Below are 20,367 nucleotides of genomic sequence, written 5' to 3'. Positions count from 1 at the left end.
AAATCAAAAGGGGTTTTGATAACTGGCTCAAAGCTGAAAGCTTTACGGAACCCCCAGCCTAGCTGGGGGTTTTCTGTGCACAAAAAAACCGACGCTTTTGGCGTCGGTTTCAAGCGGTTAATTCACCGTCAGCGCATGCTGATATTTCCTCAGCATACCCACCAGCCTTTTTACCGGCTCAGTGACCTGGTCAGGCGCTTGCCAGATGACCAGTTTTTCCTCATACACATCCAGCTCTTCCAGTAAGCGGCCAAAGTAGCGACGGCGCTTATCATCGCTGCTGGCGGAAATCAGCTTATCGGCGGTGCGTCGAAGCTGACGATGGAAGGCCGACAGGTCGTCGTTCACCGGCACGGGCGCATCGCGCAGACGCTGATGGGCGATGATTAAGGTCAGAGCGAGGCGGAATTTGGCGATATCCCCCGGGAATTTATTCAGCAGTAAAAACAGCTGCTGATACAGCGCGGGGAGATGATTCTCTTTACGGCGCACGGTATTGGTGGTCAGGGATGACACCGCCGCAGACACAAACTGGTTGAGCAGCACGCGACCGGTACGGGCCTGCGAATTATCGCGCACCAGCAGGATAATCATCAGCGCCAGGAAGCAGCCCACCAGCTGACCGAGCGCGCTGTCGAGGAACTGACTAAAGTGGAAGGTCATCGGGTTATCCAGCACCAGAATGTTGATGGTGGAGGCCAATGTACCCAGCGATCCCAGCCGCCGCTTCTGCACTTCAATCCCGATAAAGAACGCCAATACCGCGAGGCTGATACACAGCAACAGCATGCTTTGCTGGGTCGACGGCAGGATAACCAGGAAGTACAGTGCGCCAATCGGCAGCGCGGCAATGGTGCCATACAAAAAGTCGATTGCCGCCATTTTAGGATTCGGCAGACGCATCGCGAGCGAGGTCACCACCGCAATCATCACCATCGCGCCGCTGCCGGATGTCCAGCCGGTCCAGAGCCAGAACAGCGTGCCGAGCGCACAGGAAAGCGTGGTACGCCAGAAGTTCACCATCGCATGGTGGCGTTCCGCTGACTCCACTTTAACCACCACTTCGCCCTGCAAGATTTCTTCTTCACGCGCGCTGATCTTGGCATTGCCCGCTACGCCGCGTTTCAGTAACTGATATCGCGTCGCCGCGCCTATCCAGCTGTACAACGTAATCGGCGTGTCGTGCTCGCCGGTCCACGACAGAATACGCCGCATCCGTTTGAGCTGTTTATGCACGTCCTGCACGGTTTCGACGGGCTGCTCAAACATTTCACGCCATTCGGGAGTGATCAATTCTGGGCGAGAATTTTGAATCAGATAGGTTTCACAGGCCTGGGTTATCAGCGTCAACGACAGCGTATTGAGCGCTTTCAGACGCCGATTGGCGCGAGCCCAACGGGAAGACTCCATATGCAGGTTGCTGCGCATCCCTTCCAGGGCCTGAGTCTGACGCACCAGCGCGCTCCAGGCGGCGTCCACTTGTTCACTGTCGCCATGGCGGATACATAATTGCATCAACTGATATTGCTTCACCAGAAGAGCATCCAGCTCGCGGTCGATCTCTTGTTTAATTGAACGTGGGGAGAACAGCAGATCGGCAACGATCGCACACACGATACCAATAACGATTTCGCTACAGCGTTCGACGGCAAACTGTGGGGACAGCAACGGGGCGTTCTGAATGGTGATGATAATGATCAGCGCGGTATAGCCCGCCAGGCCCCAGGCATAAGAGTTTTCGACTCTGACCAGCGAGGACACCCAGGTGCAAAAACCGGCCCACAGGCAGCAGACCAGCACCATCAGCAGCGGGGCGCGGATCATCAGGATGATTATTACCAGCGCGGCAATACAGCCGATAAACGTGCCGACGATACGCAGCATTCCGCGATAACGGATTGCGCCAGAATAGGGTTCGCCACCTGCGGCAAACGCCGGGCCCGCCGCCACAATCGCGGCGGTCAGTACCGCCCAGCGCGGGGTTTCAAGCTCAAAGTGAAAGCCGACAAACAGGGCCAGCACAATCGCGCAGGCCAGTTTAATCGCAAAGCGCAGGTGATTATCGGCAATAGAGAAAATGCCCATAGCGATTATCCAAACTCACGCAGGCGCATACCTAACTTCTGGAAGAAAGAGGCGTCTTGCGTGTTTCTGTCTTTCTCACCGGTGATAATCACCGTCGCGGTGGTGCCTGCAGGCCACAGATTGCCCTGCTGCTTATCGAGACGAATACGTACCGGCACGCGCTGCGCCAGACGGACCCATTCCAGGTTGGAATCAATGGTCGCCATGCCTTTGGCATCGCTGCTACTGCTGGCGTTGGTCACGCCTGCCGCCACGCTGTCGACGGTGCCTTTAATCACTTTGGTGCTGCCGAGCGGCGTAATTTCAGCCCGATAGCCTGGACGCACGCCCTCGAGCTTGGTCTCTTCCATATAGGCCATCACGTAGAAGCTCTCTTTTTTGACCAGCGCGACGGCGGTTGAGCCACGCGTGATAAACTCGCCGCTGTAAACGTTCAGGTTGGTCACCCAGCCATCGGCCGGGGCGCGGATAACGGTACGTTCAAGGTCGAGACGCGCCAGGTCACGCGTGGCCTGTGATTTGGCTAGCTGATGTTCAACGGTCTGCAAAATGTTGTTGGCCTGGTCAATCTCTTCCCGCGACATCGCCATGGTGCCTAACCGATTACGACGACCCGCTTCACGGCGTTTTTCCGTAGCCAGCGCCTGGTAATACGCCACGTCGGCATCGGCTTCTTCGAGGGCTTTCTGATAGCGCGGCTGATCAATCGTGAACAGAACCTGATTTTTGCTGACCAGTTGGTTATCCTTGACCTTCACGTCAGTGATAAGCCCGGCCACATCTGGCGCAATCGCCACGACATCTGCGCTAAAACGCGCGTCACGCGTCCACGGAGATTCGGTGTAATACACCCATGCGCGGAAAATGGCGATAAAGGCCAGCACGACCAGGATAAGCGTGATGGCAGTACGGGATATTTTTCTTGTTAGTGTTTTCACGGCGGCCTCAGACAAACAAACGCGATATCAGGTAGAACAAACAGCAATACAACGCGGTATTAAATAGCGCGGGATGCCAGACGAAGTCATAGATCCCGGTAGGGACCAGCACCCGACGCAATAGCCAGAAGATGGCCAGCGACAATAGCAACTCGACGAAGATCGGCGGAAACGAGAGACCGAAAATCACGATGACGGGAAACAGACTCATGTTGACCTTGATTAAGAGAGTGCAGGTGAGAGTAGTGATGCTTTGATTATTCAGCTAACAGTATATTAACGTAACTGTTATTGCGTGATCTATATTATGTGATCTAAATCACTTTTAAGTCAGAGTGAACAATGGAACGATTAAAACGCATGTCCGTTTTCGCCAAAGTCGTGGAACTGGGTTCCTTTACGGCGGCGGCAAGACAGCTCGAAATGAGCGTCTCTTCAATTAGCCAGACCGTTTCAAAACTTGAAGACGAACTTCAGGTCAAGCTGCTGAACCGCAGCACACGCAGCATTGGGCTGACCGAGGCCGGAAAAATTTACTATCAGGGCTGTCGGCGAATGCTGCACGAAGCGCAGGACGTTCATGAACAGCTCTACGCCTTTAACAACACGCCGATTGGCACACTGCGTGTCGGCTGTTCTTCAACTATGGCACAAAATGTCCTCGCTGCAATCACCTCGGAAATGCTCAGAGAGTATCCGGATCTGTCAGTGAATTTAGTGACCGGCATTCCGGCCCCGGACCTTATTGCCGATGGGTTAGACTTGGTGATCCGCGTCGGTGCCTTACAGGATTCGGGCCTCTTTTCTCGTCGCCTGGGCTCGATGCCGATGGTACTTTGCGCCGCAAAGAGCTATCTGCAACACGCTGGCACCCCAGAGAAGCCAGCAGACCTGGCCAGTCATTCTTGGCTGGAATACAGCATTCGCCCGCACAATGAATTTGAGCTGATCGCCCCGGAAGGGCTATCGACCAAGCTTATCCCTCAGGGACGTTTCGTCACCAACGATCCGATGACCCTCAATCGCTGGCTGACCGCCGGGGCCGGGATCGCCTTCGTGCCGCTGATGTGGGTGATCAATGAGATCAACCGCGGTGAACTGGAGATCCTCCTGCCCCGCTATCAGTCCGACCCGCGTCCGGTGTATGCGGTGTATACCGAAAAGGATAAGCTGCCGCTGAAGGTGCAGGTATGCATCAACTATCTGACTGACTATTTTGTTGATGTTGCTAACCGCTTCCAGGGCATTAACGGTCGCGGAAAAAACTAAGGAACCTGCTCAGGCTCCGCGTCAGAGATGACATGCGTGACGTCACTCAGCGGGCCAATTCGCACCTCGCTCGAACGGTTGAATTTACTTTTATCCACCAGCAGCAGCGACTGTGACGCCCGTTTGAGCAGTAAGGATTTATAGCTGGCGTTGTGACCACTTGAATCCCACAGTACGCCGTGGTGGTCGACGCCCTCGCAGGAAAAAATAAACAGATCGATCTCCAGCGACTTTAACGCCGAGATGAGTGACGGATTGATGTAATACCCGTACTGGCGCTGGAGCTCGCCGCCAGAACTGATCAGGCGGATCTGCTCGCGTTTGCCGAGTTCGGTACACACCAAGTGGCTATTAGTGAACACCGTCAGCGGAATGTCCGGCAGCTGACGTGCCAGAAACCAGCAGGTTGAGCTGGCATCCAGCGCGAGGGTCATCCCTTCTTCTATCCATGCCAGCGCGTGCCGGGCGATATCTGACTTGTGGGCATAATGGCTTTTCTGTCGGGCGTGGAACGGCGCTTCGTTGCCCTGGCGGTCGCGTCGAATGGCACGCGCCCGCCCGTGGCTGCGCTGTATTTTTCCCTGCTGCTGAAGTGCACTCAGATCGCGACGCACCGTCTCTTTACTGACGCCGAGCGCGGCGGCCAGTTCATCGGTAGTCAGGCTGCGGGATTGGGCGAGAAGCGTAACGATGCGCTGATGGCGAGCGACCTTCATCTGCGGTCTCCGTCAAAAAAATGCCCGCACGAGGCGGGCACAGGATGTTATGCCGTACCGCCGACCGTGAGATTGTCGACTTTCAGGGTTGGCTGACCCACGCCCACCGGCAGACTCTGCCCTTCTTTGCCACAGACGCCGACGCCGTTATCCAGTTTCAGGTCGTTACCAACCATCGAGATCTGCTGCATGGCTTCAATCCCGGAGCCAATCAGGGTGGCACCTTTGACCGCTTTGGTGACTTTGCCTTTCTCAATCAGGTACGCTTCTGAGGTTGAGAAAACGAATTTGCCGGAGGTGATATCCACCTGACCGCCGCCGAAGTTTGGCGCGTAAATACCGTAATCCACCGAGGCGATAATCTCTTCCGGGGTCGATTTCCCGGCCAGCATATAGGTGTTGGTCATACGCGGCATCGGCAGATGCGCATAAGATTCACGGCGACCGTTGCCCGTTGGCTTCACGCCCATCAGACGCGCGTTCAGCTTATCCTGCATGTAGCCTTTCAGTACCCCATTTTCGATCAGCACATTGTACTGGCCCGGCGTCCCTTCATCATCGATGGATACGGAACCACGGCGATCGGCCATGGTTCCGTCGTCGACCACGGTACACAGCTCAGAGGCGACCAACTGGCCCATCTGACCACTAAATACCGAAGTGCCACGACGGTTGAAGTCGCCTTCCAGACCGTGGCCTACCGCTTCGTGGAGCAGTACGCCCGGCCAGCCCGCGCCAAGCACCACCGGCAGCGTACCGGCTGGCGCCGCCACGGCGGTGAGATTGACCATCGCCATGCGCACCGCTTCTCTCGCCCACGCATCGGCACGGACTTCGCCATCAACGTCGCCGAGGAAATAGTCGTAACCGAAACGACCGCCGCCGCCGCTGGAGCCGCGTTCACGTTTGCCGTCGTCTTCCACCAACACGCTAACCGACAGACGCACCAGCGGGCGAACGTCCGCCGCCAGGGTGCCGTCGGTAGCCGCAACCAGGATAAGCTCATACACGCCGGTCAGGCTGGCAGAAACTTCCTGCACACGCTTGTCAGCGGCACGGGCGACTTTATCCACCCGGCGCAGAATATCGAGCTTCTCTTCACGGCTCATGCTTTGCAGCGGATCGAGGCTGGTGTACAGCGGGGAATAACTTTTCTCGCCCAGGGCGTGGACTTTGCCGTCACCGACATCGCGCACGATGGTGCGAGCGGCCTGTGCGCTTTGTTCCAGCGCCAGCAGGCTAATCTGATCGGCATAGGCGAAGCCGGTTTTCTCACCGCTAACGGCACGCACGCCGACGCCCTGATCGATATTGTACGAACCGTCTTTGATGATGCTGTCTTCTAACACCCAGGATTCGTGATAGCTCGACTGGAAATAGAGGTCGCCATAGTCGAGGCGGCGCTCAGCCAGTTGGCCAAGTATGGAAAACAGGTCCTGATGACTCAGGCCGTTTGCCGACAGCAGATGTTCACTTACCAGGTTGAGACTCATGGTTTTGCTACTCGTTGGTTGTCGCGATGATCGCGGTATATCTATTGAGAGTGAGGTAATTTGTAACGCCCGTCAAATCATTGCGTTTTATCACTGCGCGCCTGGCGCAGCACTTCATTGATTTGTGGCTGATCGATAGGCCCGCTGATACGGTAACGCAGAATCGACACTTTGCTCCACAGCGGTCCGAGCACTTTACTGGCGGCAAATACCGCGGCGCCCACTATCGGGTTGATAACGAACGCGGTGGCCACCCCGACGGTGGCGGAGATTTCTGGTGCGACGATAGCTTCCATATCCAGCTCACGGCGCACCAGATTAACCGAGCCTTTCATACCGATATCCGCTTCGAGGCCATCCAGCAGCGTGTCGTCGGTGTGCAGAATGCCGTCTTTGATCCACGCCGTGCTACGAATGGAATCGAAATAAAACCCTTCGGTAAAGGTATCGCTAAAGTCGAAACGCAGCTTGCGCAGCAGCGCATCGACGCTCAGCAGGCGCAGCAGCTGACCCGCATGGCCGGTGCTGATATCGGTAAATTCGCCTTTGCCCAGCCGCGCTTTCAGGATCCCGTTCAGAGAGGCCACATCCGGCGTCCAGGGTTCAGCGCGCCAGTGCAGGTCATAATCCAGGTTGAACGAAGAGTCGCGAATAGGCGTCGAGACGCCGAAGAAATTCACCGCCGCATCAATTTTGTTACCGCGAAGTTTCCCCTTCAGGGAGGTGCGTTCGCTGCCCGGTGCGTTAACCCATTCGCCGCCAACGGTCAGTCGCGCAAAGCCGGTATCCAGCAGGCCGTTAGCCAGCGATAAGGTATTGCCCTTGATGGCGAAATCACCGTCAATACGGCCATATTTCTGCCCCCACAGCCAGCATTCCGCGCAGCGAAGCTGCAGGTCAGGCCAGCCCTGGAAGTCGATGCGGTTATTACTCATGATACCGCTGCCTATCTGGCTGCCAGTGGTGTTAGTCGCCGATGGGTTGTAATAGAGATAACGAATGGAGGCCAGCCACGGGGCGTTGTCCCGCAGCGTTAACGTGCCGTTCACCTCGCGTCCTTGCGCCTCAACGCTTGTGCCGTTCGCCATCGGCTGCGAAACAATGCTCAGGTTGTTCCAGCGCTGGCCCGCCATGGTTAGTGCTGGCGTGCGCAGGGTAATGCGCTGCGGGAAGGCCACCGCATTACCCACGCTATCCACCGCGCCTTTACGGAACAGCGCCAGCCACTGGGCGCCATCCATCGGCGGAAGGTTTAACTCCACGCCGGAGGCATCCGGTAGCGGCGGCACGCTGCGGCTGTCCGACGCCCAGATAGCCCGGTCGAGCGCCAGTTTCTTGCCCAGTAACCAGCGGCTATTAAGGTGATTTTTGCTGCCGACGTTGCCGGTCAAATCGAAGTGGTTCAGGCCACCTTCAACGTTAAACTTAACGGGTAACGGCTCGCCCGCTTTCTTATCCACCGGGGCAGGTAAGCGACTGCTCACATTTTTCAGATCGCCGGTGATATCGACTTTGTAATTGACGCTGCCTTTGTACGGCAACTCAATGGCGACATTACCCTGCCAAGGAACGCTGCCGCTAATGGCGTCGTTAAGCTGCTTGGGCAGCATGTCTGTGCGGGTCGGGTCCCAATTGGCGTCCATGTTGACCGCCACCTGATAGGCTTTTTGTCCTTCGGTGGTGGAGAAATCGACCTTCAACGGCTGATTGAACCAGTTGGCGGTCATCGGCCCACTTTTCAGGTTGCCGTTCTCGAAGCTGAACTCACCGTTGAGGTTCTTCAGGGTGCTGTCGAGCGGTTTGATAAACAGGCTGTTGCCATTCAGACGCACATCGCCTTTGGCCAACACCTGTTCGCCGTCGAGCGGAATATCCAGATGTAAGCGAGCATTCACATCGCCATCGAGCTGAAGCTCGTCGAGCGTGGCGCCAAGGGAGTCTTTCAGTGGCGTATCGTTAAAATAGGGCCCAACGGCTTTTCCCGGCCCGGCAATCTGCGAATCAATGATCAGCTTCTCTTTCGAGTAGTCCGGGATGGCGGCGTTGAGGTTGTGTGCTGTCACGCCGCCAAGCGCGACCTTATCCGCCTGCATCCACAAGCCATCGTTCAGGAAGTTAAGGTCGATATTGAGATGGGTCAGCGCAGGCCAGTCTGGCTGGAACGCGAAGGTGGCGTTGTGTAATGGCACCCACACCTGGAACTGGCCTTCGTTATGCTTATACGGGAACAGATGAGGATTACCGCCGTAGACCAACGTAGCGTTGTCCGCCTGGCCGCCTTTGATAGCCGAGCTGAGATAATCAACCAGCGCTTTACCCATCAGGTTTTCCGGGAAATAGCGCCATGCCTGACCGCCGTCGTCGGTACTGATGCCAGCCAGGATACCTAACCACGGCTCATCCCCTTCCGGCTGTAGCCAGCGGAAACCACCGTGGGCATGAACCGCTTTTGCCTGCACGTCGATATCACGGCCGTCGAGCATAAAGCCTTTGTCGTTGTTGACCCAGGACAGGTTAGCCACGCCTTTGGCAATCTCGAGCGGCGCTCTGAACACCGTCTCGTAAGGCATTTTGGCGTTTTCCATGCTGATGTTTAGCGCGCCGTTTTCAAGGCTCCCTTCCGCCCGTCCGGAGAAATGCTCTGCGCCCGGCAGCAACTTCCACTGCTTCCACGCCAGATTGCTCCATGCCGCCTGGAAGCGGGTTTTCTCTGTCGCTTTGAGTGGAATATCCAGCGCCAGGGCATCAATCTGCCCGGCGGGCTGCGTGCTGTCCCAAATTTCACCCAGCGACGGGGAGAATTTTTCCGCAATCGGCAGCAGACCAGACAGCCCGCTCAGCTCGAGATTGCTGGCGCGAATACGCAATTCATCGCTGCGCACGTTATCTTTGCCGCCTACATCCTGATCCGGGATCCACGCCATCGACAGCGCACCCTGCGGCCAGCGTTTGCCGTCAATGGTGATCCGCGTATCCGGGATATGGAATGCCCAGCCCGACTTTTCACGGGTGATGTGCGCCGTTAGGTTATCGACCGCCAGATCGTGCGGATGTTTGTCGCCCTTCCAGCTCGCACCGCCTTTCTTCAGCCATACGTCACCGCTGGAGATATCGCCTTTATCGAGGTCAATCCACCCTTCAAGGCTAAAGCGAGCCGAGGTCAGCGCGACGTTGTCCTGCATCCAGCGGCCAAACCACGGTTTGACGTCAATTTCATCAGCCTGCACCCACAGCCGCCCTTCGTTCAGCAGGCCATTTTCATCACGCAGATCCATGCGCACTTTCATCACCCCATGCTGCCCGGTCAGGCTGGACAGGCTGACTTCACCTTCGGCGCGGTGACGGTTGGTACTGTTCATCCAGGTAAGCTGGGGGATCGCCAGTTCGGCACGCTGGCCCGAAAGGGTCAGGAAGCTCAAATGACTGTCGCGTAGGGTAAACTTGTCGAACTGACGCAGGAACAGATCGCCCACGCGATCAATTTTCAGCGTGCCGCTGCTGTCATTGTGTTGCAAAGGGGAATTGGTGCGGATTTGCAGCTGCCAGAAGGTCAGCTCGCGAAACTGCCAGCGGAAATGCAGCAGGCTTTGCCAGACGTCGAGTGCCAGGGTCACGCGCTTCACGGACATCTGACCGCCGTCTTTTAGTTCGGCATTGATATCACGTACTTCGAGGGTCGGACCGTAGTTTTCCCAGCTGGCTTTTAACTGTGAGGCGTTAACGGGATGCCCGGTAGAGTGCGAGATTTTCTCCAGCAGCTGTGGTCGCCATTTATCGAGATGTGGCAAAACGAGACGCAGGCCACTGACCAGTAGCGCGACGATAACAATCAATGTTGCCACCGTGATCAGTAGAATTCCAGGCAAACGCCTCACGCATCTCTCCTTGTAGCTGCCAGCAAACTACATCATCACCACGTCGAATTGCTCCTGATTGTAGAGCGGTTCAATCTGCACTTTTACCTGTTTGCCGACGAAAATTTCCACTTCCGCCAGCGCATGCGACTCTTCGCCTTTCAGGGTTTCCGCCACGGCGGCAGAGGCGTAGACCAGGAAGCGGTCAGAATCATACGCGTGATGTACGCGAACGATTTCACGCATGATCTCGTAGCACACTGTTTCCACCGTTTTCACCGTGCCGCGCCCGTGACAGGTTGGGCATTCGTGACACAGCACATGCTCCACGCTTTCGCGGGTGCGCTTGCGGGTCATTTCCACCAGACCGAGCTGCGAGAACCCGTTGATGCTGGTTTTCACGCGGTCTTTGCTCAGGGCCTGTTCCAGTGAATGCAGCACCCGGCGACGGTGATCTTCGTTACTCATATCGATGAAATCGATGATGATGATGCCGCCGAGATTACGCAGACGCAGCTGACGTGCAATCGCCTGCGTCGCTTCGATGTTAGTATTGAATATCGTATCGTCAAGGTTGCGGTGCCCAACAAAGGCCCCGGTGTTGATATCGACGGTGGTCATCGCTTCAGTCTGATCGATAACCAGATAGCCACCGGACTTAAGTTCCACCTTACGTTCCAGCGCACGCTGGATTTCATTTTCGACGTCAAAGAGATCAAAAATTGGCTGACGACCGCTGTAATGCTCCAGCTTGCTGTTCATCTCCGGCATATATTCGGCGGTGAATTCCATCAACGCTTCGAAGGTCAGCCGGGAGTCGACGCGGATCCGGTCGAGGTGCGCGTCGGCAAAATCACGCAGTACGCGTTGGGCTAACGCCAGCTCGCCATACATCTGATAGCGGGTCTGCGGGCGTTTTTTACGCTCCATCACTTTGGTCCACACGCGTTTCAGATATGCCGCATCAGAGGCTAAATCCTCTTCGCATACGCCTTCTGCCGCGGTACGGATGATGAATCCGCCCTGCTCGTCACAGTAGGCGGTGACCACGTTCTTCAGGCGCTCGCGCTCGGCTTCGCTTTCGATACGCTGGGAAACACCGACGTGAGACGCCCCTGGCATGAAGACCAGATAACGAGAGGGTAAGGTGATGTCGGTAGTCAGACGCGCGCCTTTGGTGCCGAGTGGATCTTTCACCACCTGAACCATGAGGTCCTGGCCCTGACGCACCAGCTCGGAAATATCACGTACGGTGAACTGCTTCTGCTCTTCCCCGGCCACGCATTCGGTGTGGGGCATGATGTCAGAGGCGTGAAGAAACGCGGCCTTATCCAGGCCAATATCTACAAATGCCGCCTGCATCCCCGGGAGGACTCGACTAACACGACCTTTGTAGATATTGCCTACGATCCCACGTCGCGCTTCACGCTCTATATGAATTTCCTGAAGAATACCGCCATCGATATACGCCACGCGGGTTTCCGAGGGCGTTACGTTCACTAATAATTCAGCCGTCATGTTTATCTCTTTTCTCACGCAGTGAGTTAAAATTGCTCAGCAACTCATACGTTTCCACCAGCGGTAAGCCGACTACGGCGTGATAGCTGCCATTTATCTTCCTGACAAAACAGCCACCCAGCCCCTGAATACCGTATGCACCTGCTTTATCCATCGGCTCGCCCGTCGCGACGTAACCCTGGATATCTTCATCTGACAATACTCTGAACGTCACGTCGGTGGTCACCAGGCAGTCGACGGTCTGTTGGCTATCGGCCAATGCCACCGCGGTCATTACCTGATGAGTGTGCCCGGAAAGCTGACGGAGCATCGCTGCGGCGTGCTCTGCGTCTCGCGGTTTCTCCAGCACTTCACCGTTCAATACGACAATGGTATCCGCCCCAAGCACCGGTAAATCGCGTGCTGCCAGCGCCACGCCAGCCTGGGCTTTCTCTCGCGCCAGACGCGCAACATAGTGCTGCGCGCTTTCCTGCGGGTCGCGCTGTTCTTCGATACCGGGAACGATACGCTCGAAGCTGACACCTAACTGTGTTAACAGCTCCTGACGACGCGGGGAACCGGAAGCAAGATAAAGCATTGTCATATAAACCTTTATTGAACCGCGAATTGCTGGCGCACTTTCCGCATCAGCAAGAACAGCCAAGGCCAGAGTACACCGTTAACAACGCTACTCCAGAACACTTCCGGTCGGAAAGAGACGTTGATCACTAAAAACTCTGCCCAGAAAACAACGATATCCATTGCCAGCGACAACAGCATAACCACCAGCGCCTGTTGCCAGAGCGCCAGGTTACGGAACAGCTGATATTTAAGCGCCACCAGATAGGCGATGATGCTCAGGGCCAACGCCCGCACACCGAGTGTAGAACCGCTGATCAGATCCAGTATGGCACCCATAATGAAACCTGTACCAACATTGACCCGGTGTGGCAGAGCGAGGATCCAGTAAAGCAGGATCAGCAGGACCCAATTTGGCCGGTAGACCAACAGGTCGTCCGGCCAGGGCATGACTTGTAACAGCAGGGCTATCAGAAACGAAAGCCAGATAACCCAACGCCCCTGACTTCGATAGCTTGCCACTACTGTCCTCCTGATGAAGGCGCAGGCGTGGTAGCCGCAGGAGCAGGCTGTGTTATCCCGGTTGCAGGCGGAGGTACAGGCGCCGGAGGGCCCATCGAATCAGCAGCAGGCAGAACCTGCGGCATCATCTGCATCAGACGTTCATTGGCAACACGATGTACCTCTTCCGGCGTCATCGGGTTCGCACCGTTACGATCGGCGCCCCATAGCAGCAGCAGATAACGCAGACGCTGCAGGCCTGCGGTTGGACGCGCCTGGATAACCGTATACGCGCGCTGCGTATCCAGTTTCACAGAAGAGACCACCGCCACCGGATAACCTTCCGGGAAACGACCGCCTAGACCGGAGGTCACCAGCACGTCGCCGACACGAATATCGGTGTTGGCAGGCAGGTGTTCCAACTGCAAATCATCGGTACAGCCGTTACCGGCAGCGATCACACGGATGTCGTTACGCAGAACCTGAATCGGCAGAGCATGTGTTGCATCGCAAATCAGCAGCACCCGGCTGGTCAGTTTCGCGACCGCCACCACCTGGCCGACCACGCCCTTATCGCTGATCACTGGCTGACCTTCGTAGACGCCGTTGACGCTACCTTTGTCGATAACCACCTGATCGCTGTAAGGATCGTTAACCGTCGAGATAACCTGGGTCACCATCTTCTGCTCATCCTGACGCAGCGGCGAACCTAACAGCTCACGCAGACGGGCGTTTTCCTGCTTGTACTGACCCATCATCAGCAGATCGCTGTTTTTTAACAGCAGCTCCTGACGTAGGGCACGGTTTTCCAGCTCAAGCTGATCGCGGGAAGCCAGAGTTTGCGAAATACCATCAAGTAATTCACGGGGACCGTTGGAAACAAAATAGAAAGGACTAACAGCAGTATCCATGTACGTTCGAATCTGACTGAACGTACCGAGGCGGCTGTCGGCAATAATGACGCCAAGCGCCACCAGCACCGCCAGAATAAGGCGAATCTGTAGCGACGGGCCACGGCTAAAAATGGGCTTCATAGGCTATGCGTATTCTCGTGTCAGGGAAATCAAGGGGCAGCACCAGCGCTACCCCAGACTTCTGGCTGACTACTCTTCGCTAAACAAGTCGCCGCCGTGCATGTCGATCATTTCCAGTGCCTTGCCGCCGCCACGGGCAACACAGGTCAGTGGATCTTCTGCAACTACGACAGGAATTCCTGTCTCTTCCATTAACAGGCGGTCGAGGTTACGCAGCAGCGCACCACCACCAGTCAGAACCATACCACGCTCTGAAATGTCGGATGCCAGTTCCGGCGGGCACTGTTCCAGTGCAACCATCACCGCGCTCACGATACCGGTCAGCGGCTCTTGCAGCGCTTCAAGGATTTCGTTGGAGTTCAGGGTGAAGCCACGTGGAACGCCTTCTGCCAGGTTACGACCACGAACTTCGATTTCGAGAACTTCGTCGCCCGGGTAAGCAGAACCGATTTCATGCTTGATACGCTCTGCGGTAGCTTCACCGATCAGAGAGCCGTAGTTACGGCGCACATAATTAATGATGGCTTCGTCGAAACGGTCACCACCGATGCGGACAGAAGAGGAGTACACCACGCCGTTGAGCGAGATAACCGCCACTTCTGTGGTACCGCCACCGATATCCACAACCATCGAACCGGTCGCTTCAGAAACCGGCAGACCCGCACCAATTGCTGCTGCCATTGGCTCTTCAATCAGGAATACTTCACGCGCGCCTGCACCCTGAGCAGATTCACGGATCGCGCGGCGTTCAACCTGAGTTGCACCAACTGGCACACACACCAGAACGCGTGGGCTCGGGCGCATGAAGCTATTGCTGTGAACCTGTTTGATGAAGTGCTGCAGCATTTTCTCAGTCACGAAGAAGTCGGCGATAACGCCGTCTTTCATTGGACGAATAGCTGCGATATTGCCCGGCGTACGACCGAGCATCTGCTTAGCTTCATGACCGACGGCAGCCACACTTTTCGGTGAACCGGCACGATCCTGGCGAATGGCCACAACGGAAGGCTCATTAAGTACGATGCCTTGTCCTTTCACGTAAATCAGGGTATTCGCGGTACCCAGGTCAATGGACAGGTCATTGGAAAACATGCCACGAAATTTTTTCAACATACTAAGGGATAATCCTGAAAGCTGGGGCGGAAACAAAATCCGCTTACTTTACCAACCACACGCAGCAGCGACAAGGCGCAAAAATCATCTGCAACGGTGAAAATTAGTGCAGTTCGTTTCCTTTGTTACAATTTCGACCTGACACCGTCAGGACCGCAGCACTCCTCGCCTGCATTGCAATCTGTCAAAGGACGATCACTGGCTTATTATCTGTAACATCCCGGCGGGGGCATCATGCACATCCCGGAGAAACAGCGCGCGTTATTCTACGTGAAATCGCGGCAAACGGCAGATCAAACAGAGTATCTTTGCGAATATTTTTTTACGCTAGTGTCAAGTGGTTGTGAAGCAGCAAAAAAATCGCCCTGACCACCCAGCACACCGCACTCTCGTAATACCTGCCACTCACTTCGGCTGCGAAGCCCGGTGGCGAAAACCTGCGTCGTGGTGCCCTTACAGGCCTCGACCAGACTTTGCACCAGCAGTTGGTTCTCGCTGCGTTTCTCGATGTTGCGCACCAGACCCGGGTGAAGCTTGACGATTTCCACCGACAGTTCCTTGATCCAACTGGTACCGACCAGCGTCAAACCGGCCTGTATGACCACTACTCTGACCCCTAATGCGTTGATTAAACGCATCACCGGCTGTAAGCGGCTGATATGTTGACAGACATCCGCCTCTGCAAGTTCAAAAATAATCCGTTTTCGCTGCGCTTTTTCGCATTGCATCAGCGAATCCCGCAGCCAGCGCTGAAAACGCGGACGAATTAAGGACTCGACCGTCACCTGCAAAGCCAGATTTTCCTCAGGCCAGTAGGAGAGGAACGGCAACAGGCGAGTCACCTGCAAACGGTCGTACTCTTCTGCCAGTCCAAATTCGAGCACCATCGGCATATATTCGGCGGCAATCACTTCTTCTTTACCGTCGTAAATACGGCACATCAACTCGCGGTGATGCACGCGACCATCGTAATGCACCGCTGGCTTTTGGTAGAAACGCGGGCCGCCACGGCTGAGCATCTGCTCGATAAGCGTCCGCCAGCGCACGTTACCACGCCCTTTCTCCGGCAGCGTATCATCGTATACGGCCCAACTGTTGCTGCCCTGCAGCACGGCATTGCGCACCGCCGCGTCGGCGTGTTCCATCACCTGTTCGGTGCTTTGCCCGCTGCGCCAGGTACAGATGCCGATATGCATCATGTCGTCCTGGTCGAGAATTTTGGTGGACGGTAGCGCATCCAGCGCCTTTAACAGCTGCCCGGCGATACTATCAGCTTCTTTCAGGGTGCGATGGGGCAATAACACCGCAAAATCGCTGCGGTGATAACGCGCCAGCAGCGCCCCCGGATAACGCATCATGAAGGTTGAGAGCATATTGATGAGCATGAAGAAATGCTCTTCCGCCGCCGTGCGTCCCCACTGGTCACGCACCAGATCGAATTCCGGCAGGCGAATCAGCATAACAATACCATGTGCCCCTACTTTCTCCTGATCGTCAAGCAGTGTCGCTAGCTGATTATCAAAGAACATACGGTTACTGAGGCCGGTCTTGGTGTCCTGCGCGGCGTACGAGCGAATCAGCGTATCCATCCGACTGCGCTGTTCACCGGCAAACTGGATTTCTGACAACAGCGTGTCCAGCGCGCTGCTGGTCCGTGCTGGCCACTCATGCACCGTCCCGCGCACTTGATGACCGCGTTCACCGTTGAGGATCCGCGTGGAGCGTAGCTCAAGCAGTTCCTGGCCCGCCAGCTGATTACGCAGCCAGCGCACCGAGAAGAAGATAATCAACACCATAAAAGCGATGGCAATGGTCAGCGGGGCGGTAGTCAGCAGCGAGTGAAAATAGTTCGCCATCGGATCCTGATACTCCATCCGAATGGTCATCCCCGGATGTTTCACCGACTCCACGTTTAGCTCGCGATACTGATAATTGCTGCCCACCGGGCGATAGCCGTTGGTGCGAGAATGGCTAAAAATGGTTTTATCGTTAACGATAAGATCGATACGCACGATATCGACGGGAACCAGAATTTCATCAAGCTGGCTGTCGAGTTGGCTGAGGGGGGTGTTGACCAGGCGGGTGTCGATGACCGTCGCCACGGCGCGGGCACGGTAATCAATTTTATACTGAATACCGTTATAGAAGCTGAGCGAGCAGCCGATGAGGGTGACAAAGATGGTCAGGCCCGTCAGCAGCGTCACGAAAGCTGAAAATTTCGTCGTTAATCGCATCCCTGTATTAACTCCGTTAATGAATTACAGCCCGATCGTTGACCGGACACCCGCGCTAAAACTCAAAAATTAGTGAGTGCTAACTCGCATCTAAAAAGACCTTGCATACTACCAGAGTGAGTGATTCTGGCAATTTATTGCGGTAAGTCGGAAACGCGTTTCAGTTAGCGAGTATAGTCATCGAAAATTATTTTCCAATCATTGAGCAACTGAGGAACGATTATGCAGGCGTTAATCTTAGAACAGCACGACGGTAAAACTCACGCCTCGGTACAGGCCATCGAGGAGAGCCAGCTGCCGCAAGGTGATGTCACGGTCGATATTCAGTGGTCGAGCCTCAATTACAAAGACGCGCTCGCCATTACCGGCAAAGGTAAAATCATCCGTAATTTTCCGATGATTCCCGGTATCGACTTTGCGGGTGTGGTTCATAGCAGTGAAGATCCGCGCTTCCATGCGGGCCAGCAGGTTCTACTCACCGGTTGGGGCGTGGGTGAAAATCACTGGGGTGGTCTTTCCCAACGCGCCCGCGTGCAGGGCGACTGGCTGGTTGCTCAGCCAAAAGGTCTGGATGCCCGTCAGGCAATGATCATCGGCACCGCGGGTTTCACGGCCATGCTGTGCGTGATGGCGCTGGAAGACGCAGGCGTTCGCCCTCAGGACGGTGAAATTGTTGTCACCGGCGCCAGCGGTGGCGTGGGCAGCACGGCGGTAGCGCTGCTGCATAAATTGGGTTACCAGGTGGCAGCGGTATCGGGCCGCGAGAGCACCCACGATTACCTGCGCAGCCTCGGCGCAAACCGCATTCTGAGCCGCGATGAGTTCGCAGAAACCCGTCCGCTGGAGAAACAACTGTGGGCCGGTGCGGTCGATACCGTCGGTGATAAAGTGTTGGCCAAAGTGCTGGCGCAGATGAACTACGGCGGCTGCGTCGCAGCCTGCGGTCTGGCGGGCGGATTTGCTCTACCAACCACCGTCATGCCGTTTATTCTGCGTAACGTCCGTTTGCAGGGCGTGGATTCTGTGATGACGCCAGCCGCGCGCCGGGCAGAAGCCTGGCAGCGTCTGGTTCAGGATTTGCCTTCTTCTTATTATAACCAGAGCGCGACCGAAATCGCCCTCGCCCAGGCTCCTGAGTTTGCTGACAAGATAATGAATAATCAGATTCAGGGCCGTACGCTGGTGAAGATTGCCTAATCTTCAAATTTTCGTGACATATTCGCGTTAATCCCGCGCCTCCGTCATGCTTAGGAAAAAGCATGACGGAGGATGCCATGAAGTCGAAAAAGCTAACGGAAGCCGATGTAACGGCAGAATCCGTTTTTATGCTCCAGCGCCGCCAGGTGCTGAAGATGTTAGGGATTAGCGCCACCGCGATGACGCTGGCCCCCACCGCGCAGGCCGATTTACTCAGCTGGTTTAAGGGTAACGACCGACCACCCGCCCCGTCCGGCAAGCCGCTGGAATTTTCACGTCCTGCCGAATGGCAGAGTCATCTGACGCTGACGCCGGAAGATAAGGTCACGCGCTACAACAATTATTATGAATTTGGTCTGGATAAAGCCGATCCTGCTGCTAATGCCGGTAGCCTGGTCACCGATCCGTGGAAGCTCACTATCAATGGTGAAGTAGCCAAACCGCTAACCCTCGATCATGATGATTTAACCAAGCGTTTCCCGCTCGAACAACGAATCTATCGAATGCGCTGCGTTGAGGCCTGGTCGATGGTGGTGCCGTGGATTGGCTTCCCGCTGCATAAGCTTTTAGCGCTGGTTGAACCCACCAGCGATGCCAAATATGTCGCTTTCAAAACCCTCTACGCGCCTGAGCAAATGCCCGGACAGAAAGACCGCTTTATCGGCGGGGGGCTGGCGTATCCCTATGTCGAAGGTTTGCGTCTCGACGAGGCCATGCACCCGCTGACGCTGCTCACCACCGGGGTGTATGGCAAAGCGCTGCCGCCGCAAAACGGCGCGCCAATCCGCCTGACCGTGCCGTGGAAATATGGCTTCAAAGGGATTAAATCCATCGTCAGCATCACGCTGACCCGAGAACGTCCGCCCTGTACCTGGAATATGGCGGCACCGAATGAATACGGTTTCTTCGCCAATGTGAACCCGCATGTCGACCACCCTCGCTGGTCGCAGGCCTCAGAGCGTTTTATTGGTTCCGGCGGCGTGCTTGATGTGAAGCGTCAACCTACGCTGTTGTTTAACGGCTATGCCGATCAGGTCGCGTCGCTGTATCGCGGACTCAATTTACGGGAGAATTTCTGAGTGCGCTTAACCGCTAAACAGATTGTCTGGCTGAAAGTGGCGCTGCATCTTGCCGCTTTCTTGCCGCTGGTGTGGTTGTTCTGGGCCGGTTCTCAGGGCTATTTCAGCGCTGACCCGGCGAAGGATATTCAGCACTTTACCGGTCGGATGGCTCTGAAACTGCTGCTTGCCACCTTGCTGGTCTCCCCGCTAGCGCGCTACGCTAAACAGCCTTTATTGATACGAACCCGCCGCCTGTTAGGCGTATGGTGTTTTGCCTGGGCGACGCTGCATCTCACCAGCTATGCGCTGCTGGAGCTCGGCATTCACAATTTGGGTCTGTTAGGTCAGGAAGTGGTGACGCGACCTTATTTAACGCTGGGGCTGATAAGCTGGGTGATTTTACTGGCGCTGGCGGTAACATCGTTCCAGCGAGCGCAGCGAAAACTGGGGCCAAAATGGCAAAAGTTGCATAACTTCGTTTATCTGGTCGCTATCCTGGCACCCATCCACTATCTGTGGTCGGTGAAGATCTTGTCCCCTCAGCCCGTATTGTATGCACTTGCTGCCTTGGCACTATTAGCGTGGCGTTATAAGAAGTTCCGCCAGTGGTGGCGTTAATCCCCGATTATGTGCAGTTTCCCGCAGATTTCCCGCAGTACGTCAGGCTTTTTCGTCATTGAGGTTGATAATCTTCCCTGATAAGACCAGTATTTAGCTGCCAAATGCTACGAAATCGTTATAATGTGCGACTTTGGTTTTCCTGACAGGGGTTTTTGGCCTCTGAAAAGGTGACAAG

The 20,367-nt window shown here is 55.7% G+C and carries 16 protein-coding genes; 4 read left to right on the top strand and 12 right to left on the bottom strand.

Annotation, left to right across the window (positions count from 1 at the left end):
• Nucleotides 1-117 precede the first annotated feature (117 nt).
• From aaeB to aaeX, 3 genes are read right to left on the bottom strand one after another with little or no spacing between them, the layout of a single operon-like run.
• Nucleotides 118-2,085 (bottom strand): p-hydroxybenzoic acid efflux pump subunit AaeB, encoded by a 1,968-nt coding sequence (aaeB, locus tag ACG0Z5_RS20740; RefSeq protein WP_394450771.1) that lies wholly within the window; start codon nt 2,083-2,085, stop codon nt 118-120.
• Between the two features lie 5 nt (nt 2,086-2,090).
• Nucleotides 2,091-3,023 carry a p-hydroxybenzoic acid efflux pump subunit AaeA gene (gene aaeA, locus ACG0Z5_RS20735; RefSeq protein ID WP_319627440.1) on the bottom strand — a complete coding sequence of 311 codons (933 nt, stop codon included), beginning with the start codon at nt 3,021-3,023 and terminating at the stop codon, nt 2,091-2,093.
• Between the two features lie 7 nt (nt 3,024-3,030).
• Complete coding sequence (aaeX, locus tag ACG0Z5_RS20730; protein ID WP_097164153.1) at nt 3,031-3,234, bottom strand: p-hydroxybenzoic acid efflux pump operon protein AaeX; 204 nt, start codon at nt 3,232-3,234, stop codon at nt 3,031-3,033.
• Nucleotides 3,235-3,365: 131 nt separating this feature from the next.
• On the opposite strand from aaeX, the gene aaeR reads away from it, so the two are divergent.
• Nucleotides 3,366-4,292 (top strand): HTH-type transcriptional activator AaeR, encoded by a 927-nt coding sequence (aaeR, locus tag ACG0Z5_RS20725; RefSeq protein ID WP_394450768.1) that lies wholly within the window; start codon nt 3,366-3,368, stop codon nt 4,290-4,292.
• Here the strand turns inward: aaeR and fucR are convergent.
• The 9 genes from fucR to csrD form a co-directional block, all read right to left on the bottom strand.
• Nucleotides 4,289-5,008, bottom strand: a complete 720-nt coding sequence (gene fucR, locus ACG0Z5_RS20720; RefSeq protein WP_394450766.1) for an L-fucose operon activator — start codon at nt 5,006-5,008, stop codon at nt 4,289-4,291. The genes aaeR and fucR overlap by 4 nt on opposite strands.
• A gap of 47 nt (nt 5,009-5,055) precedes the next feature.
• A complete protein-coding gene (gene tldD, locus ACG0Z5_RS20715; protein ID WP_394450764.1) occupies nt 5,056-6,501 on the bottom strand; it encodes a metalloprotease TldD in 1,446 nt (481 codons plus the stop codon).
• A 77-nt stretch (nt 6,502-6,578) separates the two neighbouring features.
• Entirely contained in the window at nt 6,579-10,376 is a 3,798-nt protein-coding gene (gene yhdP, locus ACG0Z5_RS20710) for an AsmA2 domain-containing protein YhdP (protein WP_394450762.1), read from the bottom strand.
• 27 nt (nt 10,377-10,403) lie between these two features.
• Complete coding sequence (gene rng / locus ACG0Z5_RS20705; RefSeq protein ID WP_319627445.1) at nt 10,404-11,873, bottom strand: ribonuclease G; 1,470 nt, start codon at nt 11,871-11,873, stop codon at nt 10,404-10,406.
• Nucleotides 11,863-12,456, bottom strand: a complete 594-nt coding sequence (locus tag ACG0Z5_RS20700; protein ID WP_394450760.1) for a Maf family protein — start codon at nt 12,454-12,456, stop codon at nt 11,863-11,865. The genes rng and ACG0Z5_RS20700 overlap by 11 nt, the downstream gene beginning before the upstream one ends.
• Nucleotides 12,457-12,464: 8 nt before the next feature.
• Nucleotides 12,465-12,953 (bottom strand): rod shape-determining protein MreD, encoded by a 489-nt coding sequence (mreD, locus tag ACG0Z5_RS20695; RefSeq protein ID WP_319627447.1) that lies wholly within the window; start codon nt 12,951-12,953, stop codon nt 12,465-12,467.
• The gene (gene mreC, locus ACG0Z5_RS20690) at nt 12,953-13,966 is read right to left on the bottom strand and encodes a rod shape-determining protein MreC (protein WP_394450757.1); all 1,014 of its coding nucleotides are present in this window, start codon (nt 13,964-13,966) and stop codon (nt 12,953-12,955) included. Before mreC ends, mreD begins: the two co-directional genes overlap by 1 nt.
• A 69-nt stretch (nt 13,967-14,035) precedes the next feature.
• On the bottom strand, nt 14,036-15,079 hold the full coding sequence (gene mreB, locus ACG0Z5_RS20685; protein ID WP_110510622.1) for a rod shape-determining protein MreB: 1,044 nt from the start codon (nt 15,077-15,079) through the stop codon (nt 14,036-14,038).
• Nucleotides 15,080-15,372: 293 nt separating this feature from the next.
• A complete protein-coding gene (csrD, locus tag ACG0Z5_RS20680) occupies nt 15,373-17,313 on the bottom strand; it encodes an RNase E specificity factor CsrD (RefSeq protein ID WP_394450755.1) in 1,941 nt (646 codons plus the stop codon).
• Nucleotides 17,314-17,535: 222 nt separating this feature from the next.
• On the opposite strand from csrD, the gene ACG0Z5_RS20675 reads away from it, so the two are divergent.
• From ACG0Z5_RS20675 to msrQ, 3 genes are all read left to right on the top strand, one after another.
• The gene (locus ACG0Z5_RS20675) at nt 17,536-18,510 is read left to right on the top strand and encodes an MDR family oxidoreductase (protein WP_394450752.1); all 975 of its coding nucleotides are present in this window, start codon (nt 17,536-17,538) and stop codon (nt 18,508-18,510) included.
• Nucleotides 18,511-18,587: 77 nt separating this feature from the next.
• Entirely contained in the window at nt 18,588-19,589 is a 1,002-nt protein-coding gene (gene msrP, locus ACG0Z5_RS20670) for a protein-methionine-sulfoxide reductase catalytic subunit MsrP (protein WP_394450749.1), read from the top strand.
• Complete coding sequence (msrQ, locus tag ACG0Z5_RS20665) at nt 19,590-20,189, top strand: protein-methionine-sulfoxide reductase heme-binding subunit MsrQ (RefSeq protein WP_394450747.1); 600 nt, start codon at nt 19,590-19,592, stop codon at nt 20,187-20,189.
• The last annotated feature ends 178 nt before the right edge of the window (nt 20,190-20,367 follow it).

The organism is Scandinavium sp. M-37, assembly GCF_043558715.1.
GTDB lineage: Bacteria > Pseudomonadota > Gammaproteobacteria > Enterobacterales > Enterobacteriaceae > Scandinavium > Scandinavium vulneris_A.
Note: the sequence above shows the minus strand (reverse complement) of the source record. Positions and strands in the feature narration are given on the sequence as shown.